General features: G+C 36.7%; 12 protein-coding genes, 3 tRNA genes and 4 pseudogenes. 10 read left to right on the plus strand and 9 right to left on the minus strand.

Translation table 11 applies throughout. From position 1 onward, the window contains the following. The first annotated feature begins 1 nt into the window (after window position 1). From HMPREF1149_RS07440 to HMPREF1149_RS07450, 3 genes are all read left to right on the plus strand, one after another. A tRNA-Gly gene (locus tag HMPREF1149_RS07440) sits at window positions 2–72 on the plus strand. A gap of 33 nt (window positions 73–105) precedes the next feature. After that, window positions 106–179, plus strand: a tRNA-Ile gene (locus HMPREF1149_RS07445). 6 nt (window positions 180–185) lie between these two features. Then, a tRNA-Ser gene (locus HMPREF1149_RS07450) sits at window positions 186–273 on the plus strand. Between the two features lie 62 nt (window positions 274–335). On the opposite strand, the gene HMPREF1149_RS11650 is transcribed toward HMPREF1149_RS07450, so the two are convergent. Both HMPREF1149_RS11650 and HMPREF1149_RS11340 read right to left on the minus strand, forming a co-directional pair. Beyond that, a complete protein-coding gene (locus HMPREF1149_RS11650; RefSeq protein ID WP_002878847.1) occupies window positions 336–638 on the minus strand; it encodes an ISL3 family transposase in 303 nt (100 codons plus the stop codon). After that, window positions 586–1,644 (minus strand): annotated as a pseudogene (locus tag HMPREF1149_RS11340) (transposase). Before HMPREF1149_RS11340 ends, HMPREF1149_RS11650 begins: the two are co-directional and overlap by 53 nt. A gap of 223 nt (window positions 1,645–1,867) precedes the next feature. Here HMPREF1149_RS11340 and HMPREF1149_RS07465 point away from each other — a divergent pair. Further along, entirely contained in the window at window positions 1,868–2,572 is a 705-nt protein-coding gene (locus HMPREF1149_RS07465; RefSeq protein ID WP_000427379.1) for a hypothetical protein, read from the plus strand. A 104-nt stretch (window positions 2,573–2,676) separates the two neighbouring features. On the opposite strand, the gene birA is transcribed toward HMPREF1149_RS07465, so the two are convergent. Then, entirely contained in the window at window positions 2,677–3,615 is a 939-nt protein-coding gene (birA, locus tag HMPREF1149_RS07470; protein ID WP_000835299.1) for a bifunctional biotin--[acetyl-CoA-carboxylase] ligase/biotin operon repressor BirA, read from the minus strand. Continuing rightward, on the minus strand, window positions 3,612–4,472 hold the full coding sequence (locus HMPREF1149_RS07475; protein ID WP_000959980.1) for an AraC family transcriptional regulator: 861 nt from the start codon (window positions 4,470–4,472) through the stop codon (window positions 3,612–3,614). The genes birA and HMPREF1149_RS07475 overlap by 4 nt, the downstream gene beginning before the upstream one ends. A 107-nt stretch (window positions 4,473–4,579) precedes the next feature. Here HMPREF1149_RS07475 and HMPREF1149_RS07480 point away from each other — a divergent pair, with 107 nt between their 5' ends. Next, window positions 4,580–6,739: an alpha-galactosidase gene (locus HMPREF1149_RS07480; RefSeq protein ID WP_000512825.1), complete on the plus strand. Its 2,160-nt coding sequence runs from the start codon at window positions 4,580–4,582 to the stop codon at window positions 6,737–6,739. Window positions 6,740–6,847: 108 nt separating this feature from the next. Here the strand turns inward: HMPREF1149_RS07480 and HMPREF1149_RS07485 are convergent, their stop codons facing one another. The 5 genes and pseudogenes from HMPREF1149_RS07485 to HMPREF1149_RS11555 all read right to left on the minus strand — a co-directional run. Next, window positions 6,848–7,012: a transposon-encoded TnpW family protein gene (locus HMPREF1149_RS07485; protein WP_000390745.1), complete on the minus strand. Its 165-nt coding sequence runs from the start codon at window positions 7,010–7,012 to the stop codon at window positions 6,848–6,850. Between the two features lie 107 nt (window positions 7,013–7,119). Beyond that, the gene (locus HMPREF1149_RS07490; protein WP_025170447.1) at window positions 7,120–7,737 is read right to left on the minus strand and encodes an SAP domain-containing protein; all 618 of its coding nucleotides are present in this window, start codon (window positions 7,735–7,737) and stop codon (window positions 7,120–7,122) included. A gap of 12 nt (window positions 7,738–7,749) precedes the next feature. Next, on the minus strand, window positions 7,750–8,169 hold the full coding sequence (locus tag HMPREF1149_RS07495; RefSeq protein WP_000344418.1) for a nuclear transport factor 2 family protein: 420 nt from the start codon (window positions 8,167–8,169) through the stop codon (window positions 7,750–7,752). 61 nt (window positions 8,170–8,230) lie between these two features. Continuing rightward, window positions 8,231–9,211 (minus strand): annotated as a pseudogene (locus HMPREF1149_RS11550) (MobA/MobL family protein); the annotation flags it as partial. 12 nt (window positions 9,212–9,223) lie between these two features. Continuing rightward, window positions 9,224–10,741 (minus strand): annotated as a pseudogene (locus tag HMPREF1149_RS11555) (recombinase family protein); the annotation flags it as partial. A gap of 29 nt (window positions 10,742–10,770) precedes the next feature. Here HMPREF1149_RS11555 and HMPREF1149_RS07505 point away from each other — a divergent pair. The 5 genes and pseudogenes from HMPREF1149_RS07505 (at window position 10,771) to HMPREF1149_RS07525 (ending at window position 16,706) form a co-directional block, all read left to right on the plus strand. Then, window positions 10,771–12,000: pseudogene (locus tag HMPREF1149_RS07505) on the plus strand (extracellular solute-binding protein). Window positions 12,001–12,018: 18 nt separating this feature from the next. Then, entirely contained in the window at window positions 12,019–12,891 is an 873-nt protein-coding gene (locus HMPREF1149_RS07510) for a carbohydrate ABC transporter permease (RefSeq protein ID WP_001007690.1), read from the plus strand. A gap of 16 nt (window positions 12,892–12,907) precedes the next feature. Then, window positions 12,908–13,741 (plus strand): carbohydrate ABC transporter permease, encoded by an 834-nt coding sequence (locus tag HMPREF1149_RS07515; protein ID WP_000711260.1) that lies wholly within the window; start codon window positions 12,908–12,910, stop codon window positions 13,739–13,741. A gap of 196 nt (window positions 13,742–13,937) precedes the next feature. Then, entirely contained in the window at window positions 13,938–15,380 is a 1,443-nt protein-coding gene (gene gtfA / locus HMPREF1149_RS07520) for a sucrose phosphorylase (protein ID WP_000027286.1), read from the plus strand. Between the two features lie 132 nt (window positions 15,381–15,512). After that, window positions 15,513–16,706 (plus strand): O-antigen ligase family protein, encoded by a 1,194-nt coding sequence (locus HMPREF1149_RS07525; protein ID WP_025170449.1) that lies wholly within the window; start codon window positions 15,513–15,515, stop codon window positions 16,704–16,706. Window positions 16,707–16,774 lie beyond the last annotated feature (68 nt).

Genomic DNA, 16,774 nt, shown 5'->3' on the forward strand with positions numbered 1-16,774 from the left:
AGCGGGTGTAGTTTAGTGGTAAAACTACAGCCTTCCAAGCTGTTGTCGCGAGTTCGATTCTCGTCACCCGCTTTGAACGAAAGTTCATACCAAGTTTTTAAACTTGGGCGCGTAGCTCAGGTGGTTAGAGCGCACGCCTGATAAGCGTGAGGTCGGTGGTTCGAGTCCACTCGTGCCCATTAATAGGAGAATTACTCAAGAGGCTGAAGAGGACGGTTTGCTAAATCGTTAGGTCGGGTAACCGGCGCGGGGGTTCGAATCCCCCATTCTCCGTACGTTAAGAGTTGCTAGGCTCTTTTTTTTGCTCTTTGTCAACTGTAGTGGGTTGAAGTCAGCTAAGATCTAGAAAGGACAAATTTCGTCCTTTCTTTTTTGATATTTAGGGCGATAAAAATTCGTTTTTTGAAGTTTTCAAAGTTCCGAAAACCAAAGGCGTTCCGCTTGATAAGTTTGATGAGATTATTAGTGGCTTCCAATTTTGCGTTGGAATAGGGTAGTTGAAGGGCGTTGACAATCTTCTCTTTATCCTTGAGGAAGGTTTTAAAGACAGTCTGAAAAAGAGGATGAACCAGCTTAAGATTGTCTTCAATGAGTCCGAAAAATTTGTCTGGCTCCTTGTTCTGAAAGTGAAAAAGCAAGAGCTGATAGAGCTTTATAGTGGTGTTTCAAGTCTTCTGAATAGGTCAATAGTTTGTCTAGAATTTCTTTGTTAGTTAGATGCATACGAAAAGTAGGGCGATAAAATCGCTTATCGCTGAGTTTACGACTATCTTGTTGAATGAGTTTCCAGTAACGTTTGATGGCCTTGTATTCATGGGATGTTCTATCGAATTGGTTTATGATTTGGACACGCAAACGACTCATAGCACGGCTAAGATGTTGTACAATGTGAAAGCGATCTAGAACGATTTTAGCGTTTGGGAGTGAAACAGTCTGGGAGACTGTTTCAGCCTGAGCCTAGAAATTCGAAAGCGAAACTGTTTAGCCAAGTCCATAGTAGGGACTAGACATATCCATCGTAATGATTTTCACCTGACAACGAACAGCTCTATCATATTTAAGAAAGTGATTTCTTATGATAGCTTGTGTTCTGCCCTCAAGAACAGTGATGATATTGAGATTGTCAAAATCTTGCGCAATGAAACTCATCTTTCCCTTAGTGAAGGCATACTCATCCCAAGACATAATCTCGGGAAGACGAGAAAAATCATGTTTAAAACGGAAGTCATTGAGCTTTCGAATGACGGTTGAAGTTGAAATGGCAAGCTGGCGGGCAATGTCGGTTATAGAAGTCTTCTCAATCAGTTTCTGAGCAATCTTTTGGTTGATGATACGAGGGATTTGATGATTTTTCTTGACGATAGGAGTATCAGCGACCATCATTTTAGAGTACTGATAGCATTTGAAACGTCGCTTTTTAAGGAGAATTCTAGTAGGCATACCAGTTGTTTCGAGGTAAGGAATTTTCGACGGTTTTTGGAAGTCATATTTCTTCATTTGATTTCCACACTCAGGACAAGATGGAGCGTAGTAGTCCAGTTTAGCGATGATTTCCTTGTGTGTATCCCTATTAATGACATCTATAATTTGGATATTTGGGTCTTTAATGTCTAGTAATTTTGTGATAAAATGTAATTGTTCCATATGAATCTTTCTAATGAGTTGTTTAGTCGCTTTTCATTATAGGTCATATGGGACTTTTTTTCTAGGCTACATAATCTCCATAGTGGATTTACCCACTACCGAATTATAGAGCTCTATTATCTAATGCTGTTTCAGTAACTTTCATATTAGAAAAAATCATAAATAGACTAGATTTAGTGGTATACTAAGGTTAGGGACTTTAAGTGGCTGGGGGATAATCGAGATGGAAAATGGAGTAAAATTTCATAGTATTTTTTATAGATTTATACTATTTATATTTGTAGTGATTCTAACTGGGATTTCGATGATCTTAGATACAACAGAAGCTCAAATTCGCTTTTTAAATCTATCCTTGATTGTTGGGCAAGAGGAGTTGAGGATTGTTACAGTTGTAGTTTTGCTCCTCACTTTTCTTCTATCTTTCTTGTTTAAATGGAAATGTTCAATTCATAAAAAAGGGATTTATCTAAGAAAAATTGATTTATTTGTAGCTTGGGATGAGATTAGAGGTCTTAGCCATGTCTGGATCAATGAATATCATCGTGGACCTCATGGTTTCCTGTTCTATAATCGTAAGACGCTGGTTATTTATAGAGAAAATTATCAACCGATTTGCCTTTATAATATTTCATTATTGGCCTTATATGTGGCTAAATATTATCATCCAAAATTGAAAACCAATATAGTCTTAGCAACGTTGGCAAGTCTCTTCAATATGGCTTTAAATGCATGCTTCTTGTACGAGATGTTTAGTAAAAATTTGGTGAATATAAAAGCTGAAGTCTTTATGTTTTGGCTGCTTTTATATGCTGTTAAAGTTTTTGCGTTGCCATTGATTATGCTTGAATATGAGAATCACTGCTATGGAGCTTCTTTGGTACATAGCACGGCATATAAAAAGAATGCCTCAAAAGCTATCCACCTGTAAATTGTTGATAGGAAGCTAGCTATTTATATATCTGTTACTTTCTACATTCAAACAGCACTATATGCTTGCTAGATGAGATTCTAGACATCATATAGTGCTGTTTGTTAAGTCCAGCTAGCGAGTGAGATTTCACCACTATTGAGCCAGATTTCTGTCTGGTCATCAAGCTGGATAAGGAGTTGTCCTTTGTCGGAGATGTCCTTGGCGACTCCTTTTTTTTCAGTCTGATTTTGGATAAAACTGACCTCTCTTCCTAGAACAAGAGAGTGTTCTTTATAAAGATAGAGTAGTTCTTCGGGTGCTGTTTGGTAGAAACAACGCCAAATTTCTGAAATTAGTTCGTTTCGTGTGATAGGAGCTGGTGGTGTAAAGAGACTTCCAGCTTTTTCTTTTATCTCTTTGGGAAAATCGCTGATGGCAAAGTTGATTCCAACGCCGATAATGACATCTGTAACCACCCCTGTCTCAACTGATGTCATTGCTTCGGTGAGGATACCTGCCATCTTTTTATTTTTAAAGTAGATGTCATTTACCCATTTGATATCTACTTCTATCATAGTTAGGTTTTTAATGGCTTTGTAGACTGCAGCAGCTACAAGGAGAGTATAGGATGGGAGTTTTTCATAGGGAAGATTGGGTTGAATATGCAGGGACATATAGATCCCACCCTGAGATGGTGAATAGTAGGGACGCTGAAAGCGGCCACGACCTGCTGTTTGACAGGTTGAAAGATAGAGTGTATTTCCTTTGTTTCCAGCTTCAATTCCTTCTTTTGCATCTGTTTGGGTTGATTTGGTCTCAGGTTTGTAGTGAACGATTAAGTTGGCTTTCTCTTGAATCAAATCAGGTAATATCAGATCGCCTTGAATAAGCTTGTAGCCTCTATTTTTGATACTGTCAATTTCTAGGCCTTCTTGTTGAAGACGTTGGATCGCTTTCCATATAGATGTACGGCTTAAATTCAGTTCTTCTCCGATTTTTTCTCCGCTAACATAATCGTTTTCTCTAGCTAATATTTGGTAGACTAGTTGGTGTGATTTCATTGATTTTCCTTTCTAGCTAAGAGGGAATGAGAGTATTCTTTTCGAGTTTGACTAGGTGTTTTATGAAAAAACTGCTTGTAGGCTTTTGAAAAATGTAGTGGATCTGAAAAGCCGACAGAGTACGCAATGACTTTAATAGATTCTTCAGTATGTTCCAGAAGTTGTTGTGCACGATGCATCCGAACGTAGAGTAGATACTCTTTTGGAGAGAGTTGGTGAAATTCTTTAAACACACTAGTTAAGTAACTTCTATGAACCGATAGCTCCTTTGCTAAATCTTGAATGGTGAGTGATTGAGGGTAGTGACTATCTATCAATCGTTTGCAGTCAAGATAGAGTTGGTGGGTTGATGAAATATTCTTTTTTTTCTGATTGGGAGCAATAGTTCCTAGATGAAACATTAGTTCATGAAGTTGCCCCATGATATGGAGTTGTGCTAGTTCGTTTGATTTTGTTACCTGAGCAAAACGGACAATATTTTCAATGAGTTTTGCAGTTGTCTGTGTGTGACAGTTTTTTGATTGGATGAGGTAGGATTGATCAGAAATTTGAGACAGAGCAAAATAGTCAGGTGCCCTCCCTCCAGTAATCCCTAACCAGTAGTAAGCCCAAGGATCCTGGCTATCTGCTTGGTAGAAGGTTAATTCATCTGGTTTTAGTAAAAAGAAATCTCCTGCCTTTAAATCAACAATTTTACCCTTATAATGAAATTGACCTTTTCCTTTAGTAATGTAATGTAATACATAGGTATCTCGAATAGCTGGGCCAAAAGAGTAGTTAGGCGTACATTCTTCATAACCGTAAAAGCTAAGAGAAAGATCAATTGTTCCAGTCTGGTATTCTGAAAAAACGAGCATGGGGCACCTCCTACCTAACATTTTACCATACTTTAGAGACATTTTTCTATTTTAGAAAGCGCTTTTATTTGCTAAAATTTTATCAGGAAATCGATGAGGTACAATTTATGGGAATTCGGATAGAGAATAATCTTTTTTACGTTGAGAGTAAAGGTTTAAGTTTGATTATTGAAAATAGGGATGGGTTCTTATTATTAAAACATTTAGGAAAGACTATTAAGAACTATAGAGGGGCTAATAGTGTTTACGAACGCGATCATGCTTTTTCAGGTAATCCAACAGCTACTAATCGAACCTTTAGTTTGGATACGCAACGTCAAATTTTTGGGCAACATGGTTTGGGTGACTTTAGAAAACCAACTTTACAGGTTCAACATGATGCAACTGAAGTAACAGACTTTCGATTTGTAGAAGCAAAGATTTTAAAAGGTCAGAATGGTCCACAGGGCTTACCTTCTCCTCACAGCATGGATGGTACAGAGACTCTTGTCTTGATTTTAAAAGATCCTCAAGCTAAACTTAGTCTGACTTTGTATTATACAGCTTTTGATAATGATGCGACAATTGCTAGTTACAGTAAATTGGAGAATAATAGCAATCAGGAAGTTGTCATTCATAAGGACTTTTCTTTCATGGCTGATTTTCCTGCTGCAGCTTACGAAATAGTGACTTTACAGGGAGCTTATGCTCGTGAAAAGACTGTCCGACGTCAACAGGTAGAACAAGGAATCTTTTCGATTAGTTCGAACCGTGGAGCTTCTGGGCATGCTCAAACACCAGCTCTTCTATTATGTGATCAAGGAGTTACAGAGGATGCTGGGAATGTGTTTGCTCTACAACTACTGTATAGTGGAAACTTCGAAGCTTTTGTCCAAAAGAATCAACTGAATGAAGTTCGGGTGGCTATTGGCATTAATCCAGAAAATTTTTCTTGGAAGTTAGATTCTAAGGAAAACTTTGAAACACCGGTAGCTTTAGTGACCTATTCAGATAAGGGATTAACTGGTATCAGTCATAAAAGTCAGAATTTTGTACTTAAGCACATTATGCCAAGTAAATTTTCTAAAAAAGAGCGTCCAATTCTAATCAATAACTGGGAAGCTACCTACTTTGACTTTCAGAGAGAAAAATTGTTAGAGTTGGCAGATGAGGCTAAGAAAGTTGGAATAGAACTTTTTGTATTAGATGATGGGTGGTTTGGTAATCGCTTTGATGATAATCGTGCTTTAGGTGATTGGGTTGTGAATGAGGAAAAATTGGGTGGAAGTCTAGAAAGTCTGATTTCAGCTATCCATGAAAGAGGTTTGCAGTTTGGGCTTTGGTTAGAACCTGAGATGATTTCCGTTGATAGCGACTTGTATCGTAAACATCCTGACTGGGCCATCCAGGTTCCAGGTTATGAGCATACCTATTCTCGAAATCAATTAGTACTTAATCTTGCCAATCCTCAGGTAGTAGAATATCTGAAAAATGTTTTAGATGAACTCCTCTCTCATCATAAAATTGACTACATCAAATGGGATATGAATCGTAATATTACTAATCTGGGGAATGGTTCAGTTAATCTGGAAACCCAGATGCAGTCTCATCAGTATATGTTGGGGCTTTACGAACTTGTTTCTTATCTGACAGAGAAACACAGTCATATTCTCTTTGAGTCCTGCTCTGGTGGTGGACGAAATGATCTTGGCATGATGCGCTATTTCGCACAAGTCTGGGCTAGTGATAACACTGATGCTATTTCACGTTTACCAATACAATACGGTTCATCCTATCTCTATCCAACCATTTCTATGGGTGCTCATGTGTCAGCAGTGCCAAATCATCAGATGGGACGAATGACACCATTGGAAACTCGCGGTCATGTGGCCATGATGGGGAATCTGGGTTATGAGCTTGATTTAACAAGTTTATCAGATGAAGAGAAGACTGAGATTGCTAACCAGGTGAACTTGTATAAAGAATTGCGGCCAGTAGTCCAGTTGGGAAATCAGTATAGGTTAATCAATCCCGATGCTGAATCCAATGAAGCAGCTGTACAATTCAACTATGGAAATCAAACGATTGTAACCTACGTCCGAGTCTTATCAGTTGTGGAAACAATGGAAACAACTTTAAAGTTAAAAGATTTGGATGAAGAGGGACGGTATGAATTACAGGAAAATGGTGTAGTTTACTCAGGTGCAGAACTCATGTATGCGGGTATTACTATGGGGCTTCCGCAGGGAGATTATCTCAGCAGGCAGTTACATTTCATTAGAAGATAAGGAGATAAAATCATGAGATGGTATAAAAAGATGAGCTTAATTGCTACTACAGGACTCTGCCTTTTGGGAAGATTTGTCAAGGACATAAACAAAATTTTTTTGATAAATTTATATCTTCTCTGTTTCTCTCTTAATTAACTTTAGTATTTTATCCTTGTATGTTTCCCCTGTACCTTGCTTGAAATGTAGATTTACAGTATATTTTGTTTTTCCAATATCCATTACTAACTGTTTATGTTGTGATTCTTTTATTACTCTTTTTTCTTCTTCCATGTGTCCTCCTTTCCGTTTTTAAGCAAAGAAAAAACAGCAAACCTTTTTGATTTACTGCTTTCGTGTTAGCTTTTATTGAATTGTTAGTTTAGCAAGTTAAAAATATCCTACTTGCAATACTCTTTTATTTTATCGGCATATTCAGTCAAAAGATTCTTTGAATAAATTTTTTCATTTCTTGAATTTCTGACTTCTTTCCAAAGAATAGAAGCTACTTTTAATTTGTTTGAGTAGTTGCAACTATTTTTGTCTGCACAGAAATCCTTTAAAAATTGATTCCATTGACAAACCGAATTATCATACTTTGCATAATCTGATTTCCAATAATAAACTTTTAGCATATCTTGAATTGTAAAACTCAAATCATTTTCTCTTTTTACTTTTCTCCAAACTGTTGCCATATCAGCAGTAAATTTAAATGGTGAGATACCTGTTAAAACAGCGAAATATTCTCTGAACTTTGCATTAAAAGAAAAACCACATTCAAGTAATGGTGTATCTAAAGTAATATTTTCCACTTGCTTCTTTTCATTTTTTATTGATGATTTTTTAATCAAATTGCCCTTAAAGTATTGCTCAACAATATAATTGAGTTCCTGTTTTGTACCTCTATATTCTAATCCTAATGACTTGCATATCTGTGAAAGTTCTTCACGATACCAATAGTATTTAGTAAATTCATCAAACGATGTAATTTTGTCAAACTCAGGTCTACTTTCCATCAATATTTTATCTCCTCAAAACCAATTTACTTTTTCATCTCTAAATAATGGTGTTTCACTCTCTTTGTAAGGATTGTAGTTGTTACAATTACAACCAAACTCTTTCAACGCTTTTATCTTATTATCGGCTGTCCAAACAATCAAAGAGATACCGTCAAATCCTTCAACTTTCCCCTCATTCATTTTATTTTTAAAGTGCCATTCTACAATAGTTTGATTATCCTTATGAAAAAATTGCTTTATATCCCACGCAAGAACTTTTCCTCTTGTATTCCACTCATTAAACCAGTGCTTTACTGTTTGCCGATTTTCATACTTAGGACCCCAACTCTCAATATAAATCACATCATCCAAAAAAATATCGTCTATTCCTAAGTCTTGTTGTGTAAGCCACATATCAAACCATAAACGAATGATTTTCTCTCTTTCATCCATGAATTTAAGCACCTCCAAAATCAAATACTTGTTTAATATTATACCATTTTTTCGCTTGATTTTATAGGTCTAACTCGTTCCATTTTACCTGTGTTAGTTGCTTTGAATGTTCCTGGAACTGTTCAATACAAGTCTTAACTTTTTCAGCCTGTTCTACTTCCTCTCGTATCTCTAATATTTGATTGTATAGGCTATTTTTCTCTTTCTTCATATTGGCAACTTCCGATTTCCATTTGGATATATTTAAGGTCTTGCTTTCTCCTAAATGTTCTTTCAAATATTTCTTGGCACTTTCAAACAAAATAAGTTCTGTGGTATGTTCATTGTAGAAAGTATATTGTTTGTTTTTCTTTAGCTTAGTATAGGCTTTGTAGGTGTCTTTATGCTTCAAATACTTCTCTGCTTGTTCGATAAGTTTGGTGTTATCATCCACTTTCTTTTCAACATCTTTTAAGGCTCTTGTAGTCTTGTAGTTCTTATCTCTTAAAGCAAGTATATTTCCTTTTAACTCCGATAATGAAGTGATGTTTTTCTCTTTAAGTAGCTGATAACTCTCAATATATTTTTCTAAGTCTGTATTATGGTTATCTGCATTTTTACGGATAAGATTTTCAAGAACGGATAGCAAATTTTCTTTCGGTGGGAGGGTGGATTTTGTATTTTCGTTTTCTGTTTTTTCTTCTTTGCCTATTCCCCTTATCCAATTTAGTAATGCTTTTATTCGTCTTGATATTTCTCTTAAAATCATGTTTTGATGTTTGATTTCTCGGTTGATATTTCCTCTGTCGGTGGCTATTCCTTTTTTCTCCATTTGGGTGGCAGATACGCCTAAATGAATGGTCGGTATTTGTTCTATGCCCTGTCTTTGATAGGAACGGTGATCTACTTTTTTCTGTATACTATTTTCTTCCAAATATTTGTTTGTAATGTCTCCCCATACCTTTCGCCAATGCTCTGCTTTATCTTGCTCATTCCAATCCACTGTATTGATTTTTCTTGTCTTGTAATTTCCATTTTTGAGTTTTACTTTTTCTATATACTCATTTATCATTGGTACTGTCAGTTCATCAATATCTGTATATTTCTCTATCATTTTTAGGAATTTGTCGGTGTCAACTTTTCTCTGATGGTAGCTTTCTATTTCTTGTTCAAAATACTGTATTTGCTTTTCTAATTCTTGTTGCTCCGTATCATATATATTAAATAATCTGTCAAAGTGTTTTGCGGGAATTTTTCCAAGTGCGTAGTCTTCATATAGCTTTGTAATTAAGGTTGTTAGTTCTTCATTCCTTGATGAAAGTTTTTCTAACTTTTCTTTGTCCCTTTGATACTTTTCTTCCCTTTTTTCATCGGATAATTTATTCATCAATTTTAGAAATTCTTGTTTATCTTCTTTTGCGAAATCGGTTATTTCTTTGATTGATTTTAAGAGAATTTCATTAACCGTTTTTACTTTGATGTAGTGCATACTGCAAGTGCCTTTTCTGTGTCTATAATGTTGACATACAAAACAATAATCACAATCATACTTCTTTTCTTTGTGTTCTGCCGGCTCTCTGTAACTTAGCTTTCCTCCACAATCGGAACAGATTAAAAGTCCTGTAAAGGGGTGTGAGGTTGTTCCATACTTTGGACTTCTTCTTACTGTCTTTCTTAAGCGTTGAGCATTGTTCCATGTTTCCTCGTCAATTATGGCTTCATGGGTGTTTTTGAAAATAATGAGTTCATCTTCTTTTGCCTTTCTGCGTTTCTTGGTTTTGTAATCAAGACATATTGTTTTACCAAGTACGGTATGTCCCATATATTCTCTTTTTTCTAAGATATAGCCTACTGTGGTCGGTGTCCAAAAATACGGGTCTTCTATTCCTCTTTTCTTGGAACTGTGGTTGTTTTCGGGGTAATGTATCTCTGCATAGGCTGATGGGATAAGAACTTTATCTTTGGTTAGTATATCTGCTATCTGTGTTACTCCATATCCCTCTATTACAAGCCTGTAAATGCGTTTTACGACCTTTGCACTCTCTTTATCGACAAGTAACTGCTGTTTGTTATTTGGGTTTCTATAATAGCCATATGGAACGCTTGGAAATACTCTTTTGCCTTCTTCCATTCTTGCTCTGAATATAGATTGTATTTTTCTCGAGGTATCTCTTGCGTACCATTCGTTCATAATATTTAGAAATGAGGTGAAGTCGCTTTCTGCTTGTTTCTCACTATCTATTCCGTTATTGATAGCAATAAATCTTACTCCCTTTTCTTTGAAGAGTATTTCGGTGTAAAAACCTACTTTGAGGTAATCTCTGCCAAACCTACTCATATCTTTTACTATCACAGTAGATACTTTGTTTTCTTCTACTGCTTTTATCATTTTTTGAAATCCCTCTCTATCAAAGGTTGTTCCACTTACTCCATCATCGGTATAGTGATAGATATTGACAAAGCCGTTTCTTTTCGCATAGCTTTCAAGTAGCTGCTTTTGATTGGTTATGGAATTGCTTTCTCCTTGCATTTCATCATCTCGACTTAAACGCTCATAAAGGGCTGTTTGTCCTGTTCTTTTCGTATTTGACATGAGAATTACCTCCTTTCCAAGTTTTTGTTATTTTCTCTGTCCCTAAAAGGTTAATCCTTTTGGGACTGTCAGCTTGTAGTAGTCAAGAGAAGTCAGCTGATGGCAAGGTAACGATTGAGTTTTTTAACCAGAAGACCGAGATGGCAGATACCTTGCAAAGGATAGTGGATGATTTTGAAAAGGAACACCCTAATATTGATGTGAAGCTGACTACAGTACCTTCAGCTGGAATTGTTCTAAAGACTCGGATTTTATCAGGAGACGTTCCAGATATTATTAATATCTATCCTCAAAATATGGATTTTCAGGAGTGGGCGAAGGCAGGCTATTTTGCAGATATGACAGGAAAACCCTATCTTGAGAACATCAAGAATGACTATGCCGAAAAGTATGCAATCAATAACAAGATTTATAGTGTGCCATTAACAGCCAACCTTTATGGAATCTATTACAATAAAACGAAGTTTAAAGAATTAGGACTTGAGGAACCGAAGACTTTTAAAGAATTTCAAGAGATTGTCAAAAAGATAAAAGATAGTGGGAATTCTCCATTTGCGGTTGCAGGCAATGAAGGCTGGACATTAAATGGTTACCACCAACTTTCTCTCATTACCCTTACGGGTAGTGGAGACGCGGCTAATAACTACCTTCGCTTTTCAAAACCAAACGCTATTTCAGCAGATGATGCTATTTAAAAAGCAGATGCAGAACGACTCGATTTATTAGCAGATAATGCTCAAGATGGTTGGCGTGGTGCCTCTTATAATGATGCGGTGGTAGCATTTTCGAGTGAAAAAGCCTTGATGATGCCACAAGGATCATGGGCGCTAGCGGCAATTAATCAACAGGATCCAAAATTTGAGGTGGGGATGTTTGCATTTCCTGGAGAAGAAGTAGGAAAAGAAGTTACTGTTGGTGCAGGGGACATGGCATTATCAACTTCAGCTACTACTAAACATCCGAAAGAAACCGAAGAATTTATCAGCTATATGACTAGTCCAAAAGCTATGCAGTCATATTATGATGTAGATGGATCGCCAGTTGCTGTAAAAGGTATACAAGAAAAAGAAGATTCAGCACTTGCAGAGATTTCTAAACTGGCATTTACGGATAAGCATTATGTTTGGTTGGGCCAACACTGGAATTCTGAAGAAGACTTTTTTAATCTAAGTGCAGGTTACTTGATGGATAAAAATCTGAAAAATATGGCAAACAATCTCAATGCTTTCTTTAATCCAATGAAGGCAGATTTGGACTAGAATAGGAGTTAAGATGATATGGCTATTCGAAAATTTTTAAATAAATACTGGGGTTGGACTTTTTTGCTCATCCCGCTTGCATTACAAGCTATCTTCTTTTACTTTCCAATGGTACAAGGTGCTTTCTATAGTTTGACTAACTGGACTGGATTGACCTATAATTATAAATTTGTTGGTTTAAATAACTACAAATTGCTGATGATTGATGGGAAATTCTTCACAGCTATAGCCTTTACTTTGATTTTAACTCTGGCATTGATTATTGGAGAGATTACGATTGGGATGGTTGTGGCACGAGCCTTGAATTCTAAGATGAAAGGACAGACCTTCTTTAGAGGTTGGTTCTTTTTCCCGGCTGTTTTATCTGGTTTGACAGTTTCCTTGATTTTTAAACAATTCTTCAACTATGGTCTTCCAACGATTGGAAAAATTTTAGGAATTAGCTTTTTACAAGAGAGTCTATTGGGGACACCAGTCGGAGCGGTAGTAGCAACTATTTTTGTTCTTCTATGGCAAGGAGTAGCAATGCCAATTATTCTCTTTCTTGCTGGTCTTCAAAGTATTCCAAATGATATTTTAGAGGCAGCATCAATTGATGGTGCAACAAGTAAACAAACCTTTTGGAAGATTGAATTGCCCTATTTGCTACCAACGATTTCTATGGTTTTTATTCTGGCTCTTAAGTCCGGTTTGACTGCCTTTGACCAAATTTTTGCCTTGACGAGTGGTGGTCCAAATAATGCTACAACGTCTCTTGGACTTTTAGTCTATAACTATGCCTTCAAGAGTAACCAATATGGATATGCGAATGCAATTGCCTTGATTTTATTCTTAATTATTGGAATTGTTTCTATTATCCAAATCAAGCTATCAAAGAAATTTGAAATCTAATAGAGGAGTCCTACACATGAAAAAAGAAGAAAAATTGAATCAGTTTTGGAAATATGTCCTCTTGATAGTCGGTGGTATTTTTATACTTGTTCCTTTGTTGGTAACGGTATTTAGTTCTTTCAAGACAACTAAGGATATCATGAATCATTTCTTTAGTTTGCCCAATCCTTTTACGTTGAGTAATTATGAACGATTGATTTCGGATGGAATTGGAGGCTATTTCTGGAATTCAGCTGTTATTACGGTGTTATCATTGATTGTAGTGGCTTTCTTTATACCAGCTGCAGCTTACTCCATTGCTCGAAATATGTCCAAGAAAAAAGCCTTTGCAATTATGTATTCGCTCCTGATCTTAGGGATATTTGTTCCATTTCAGGTGATTATGATTCCCATCACAGTTATGATGAGTAAACTCGGTCTAGCAAATATGTGGGGGCTAGTAATACTCTACCTAACTTATGCTATTCCACAGACTCTCTTCTTGTATGTTGGTTATATAAAAATCAGTGTACCAGATAGTTTGGATGAAGCTGCGGAAATTGATGGAGCTGATCGTTTTACAATTTATCGTCGAATCATTTTTCCAATGTTGAAGCCCATGCATGCGACAACTTTGATTATCAATGCTCTCTGGTTCTGGAATGACTTTATGTTGCCACTCTTGATTCTGAATAAGGATTCCAAGATGTGGACTTTGCCTCTCTTCCAATACAACTACCAAGGTCAGTACTTCAATGACTATGGCCCAAGTTTTGCATCTTATATTGTGGGAATTGTAACGATAACAATTGTCTACCTCATCTTCCAAAAACATATCATTTCAGGAATGAGTAACGGGGCAGTGAAGTAAGAAAGTGCTTATGGAATCTATAATTCCATACATAGAGGAACGGTTCAGCTTGTTGGCATTTCTATGTAGAAAACAAGAAAGTCGTATTTAGTTGATTGCAGTCTATATTAGTACTGAACAAAAATCTAAAAATATCTTTCATTTACGAAGCCAGGTCATATAAGACTTGGCTTTCATTAGAAAAAGGAGAACATCTATGTCCATTCAAAATAAAACTATGTTGATTACTTACTCAGATAGTCTTGGAAATAACCTTAAAGACTTGTATGAGAATTTGGAAGAACATTTTGGCGATGCTATTGGGGGAGTTCACCTTCTACCATTTTTCCCGTCAACAGGTGATCGCGGATTTGCACCAGTGGACTATGATGAAGTGGATCCAGCGTTTGGTGATTGGGAGGATGTTAAGCGTTTAGGTGAGAAATATTATCTTATGTTTGACTTTATGATTAACCATATTTCTCGTCAATCTAAATATTATAAGGACTATCAAGAAAAACATGAAGCTAGTGAATTTAAAGATCTCTTTTTAAACTGGGACAAGTTTTGGCCGGAAAACCGTCCGACACAAGCTGATGTAGATTTAATTTACAAGCGTAAGGATCGTGCACCAAAGCAAGAGATCGTTTTTGCAGATGGTTCAGTAGAACATTTGTGGAATACCTTTGGTGAGGAGCAGATTGATCTTGATGTGACCAAAGAAGTAACGATGGCATTTATCCGTAAGACGATTCAACATCTAGCAAGTAACGGGTGTGACTTGATTCGTCTAGATGCCTTTGCTTATGCAGTGAAGAAATTGGATACCAATGATTTCTTTGTGGAACCAGATATTTGGAATTTATTGGACAAAGTTCGAGATATCGCTGCTGAGTATGGGACAGAGCTCTTACCTGAGATTCATGAACACTATTCGATTCAGTTTAAAATAGCGGACCATGATTACTATGTTTACGATTTTGCCCTTCCAATGGTGACCCTTTATACTCTTTACAGTTCCAGAACAGAGCGTTTGGCTAAGTGGTTAAAGATGAGCCCGATGAAGCAATTTACGACACTAGATACCCATGATGGGATTGGAGTGGTGGATGTCAAGGATATCCTGACCGATGAGGAAATTGACTATGCTTCAAATGAGCTTTATAAGGTTGGAGCGAATGTCAAACGTAAGTACTCTAGTGCAGAGTATAACAATCTAGATATCTACCAAATCAATTCAACCTACTATTCTGCGCTTGGAGATGATGATGTCAAGTACTTCCTCGCTCGTTTGATTCAAGCTTTTGCTCCAGGCATTCCTCAGGTTTACTATGTGGGTCTATTAGCAGGAAAAAATGACTTGAAATTATTAGAAGAAACCAAAGAAGGTCGAAATATTAATCGTCATTACTATAGCAATGAGGAAATAGCAGAAGAAGTTCAACGTCCTGTGGTGAAGTCTCTTCTCAATCTATTTTCTTTCCGTAATCAATCAGAGGCCTTTGACCTAGAAGGGACTATTGACGTTGAAACACCAACAGCTTACAGAATTGTAATCAAACGTCAAAATAAAGACAAGTCCGTAACAGCAGTAGCAGAAATTGATTTGCAAAGTCAGACCTATCAAGTAGTGGAAAACGGTAGAAACATTCAGTTCTAGTGCCATATTAATGAAAGATTTTTTTTGTGGCGAAAACGTGTTCATTGTTCCCAAATGACGGAAAAAATGGTAGAATATAAAGATAGTTTAGCATTTATCTTCTGGAGAAATCCAGAACAGAAAGGATCCGTTTTGAAATCAATTGGATTACTGGATAAGATAAGAGGGCTTTCGAAAAAAGATTTCTTTTTGTATCTGATGATCATGAGTATCTTTTTACCTTTTTATTTGTTCTTAGCCCTCTTTGCTTTATATTTGATAGGTTTACTTGTTACTGGGGAGATGAAGGGAATTATCAAAGGATTAGCCAAACATCCTGTACTTCTCTTTTTTATTGCCTACAGTAGTATCATCTCTATCGTCGCCAAGAACTGGCTTGGATTGGTTGCATCTTTACTGATGTTTCTCTTCCTCATTTTCTTTAGCTTCTACCAGAAGCGTCTGACGCATGCTTTCTTTCGACTGATACTCCAGACGGTTTTGTTTGGTAGTGTTGTCTCTGCCGCTTTTGCTACTTTGGAGCATTTCCAAATTGTAGAGAAATTTAACTATGCCTTTCTTTCACCAAATATGCAAGTATGGCACCAAAACCGTGCAGAGGTCACCTTCTTTAATCCTAACTACTATGGGATCATTTGTTGCTTCTGTATCATGATTGCCTTTTATCTCTTTACAACGACGAAGCTAAGATGGTTGAAAGTCTTTTGTGTGCTAGCAGGTTTTGTAAATCTTTTTGGTTTAAATTTCACGCAAAATAGAACAGCCTTTCCTGCTATTATCGCTGGAGCCATCATTTATCTCTTTACGACCATTAAAAACTGGAAGGCCTTTTGGCTTAGTATTGGGGTCTTTGCGATTGGCTTGAGTTTCCTTTTTTCTAGTGATTTGGGAGTTCGGATGGGAACTTTAGATTCTTCTATGGAAGAACGCATTTCTATCTGGGATGCTGGGATGGCCTTGTTTAAGCAAAATCCTTTTTGGGGGGAGGGGCCATTGACCTATATGCACTCTTATCCTCGGATAAATGCTCCTTATCATGAACATGCTCACAGCCTTTATATTGATACGATTCTGAGTTACGGAATTGTGGGAACCATTTTATTAGCATTGTCTTCTGTTGCTCCTGTTCGTTTGATGATGGATATGAGTCAGGAGTCGGGGAAACGTCCAATTATCGGTCTTTATCTATCTTTCCTTACAGTGGTTGCTGTGCATGGAATCTTTGACTTGGCCCTTTTCTGGATTCAGTCAGGTTTCATTTTCTTGTTAGTTATGTGCAGTATTCCATTGGAGCGTCGAACTTTGGTATCAGACATGACGGATTAAGTTTATAAGATTGAAATCTTCTACCTTGAGTAGGAGATTTTTTACTGAGAAAAATTAGTTCTAAGTCG

This window comes from Streptococcus sp. BS35b (assembly GCF_000286475.1).
GTDB classification, from domain to species: Bacteria; Bacillota; Bacilli; order Lactobacillales; family Streptococcaceae; genus Streptococcus; species Streptococcus oralis_W.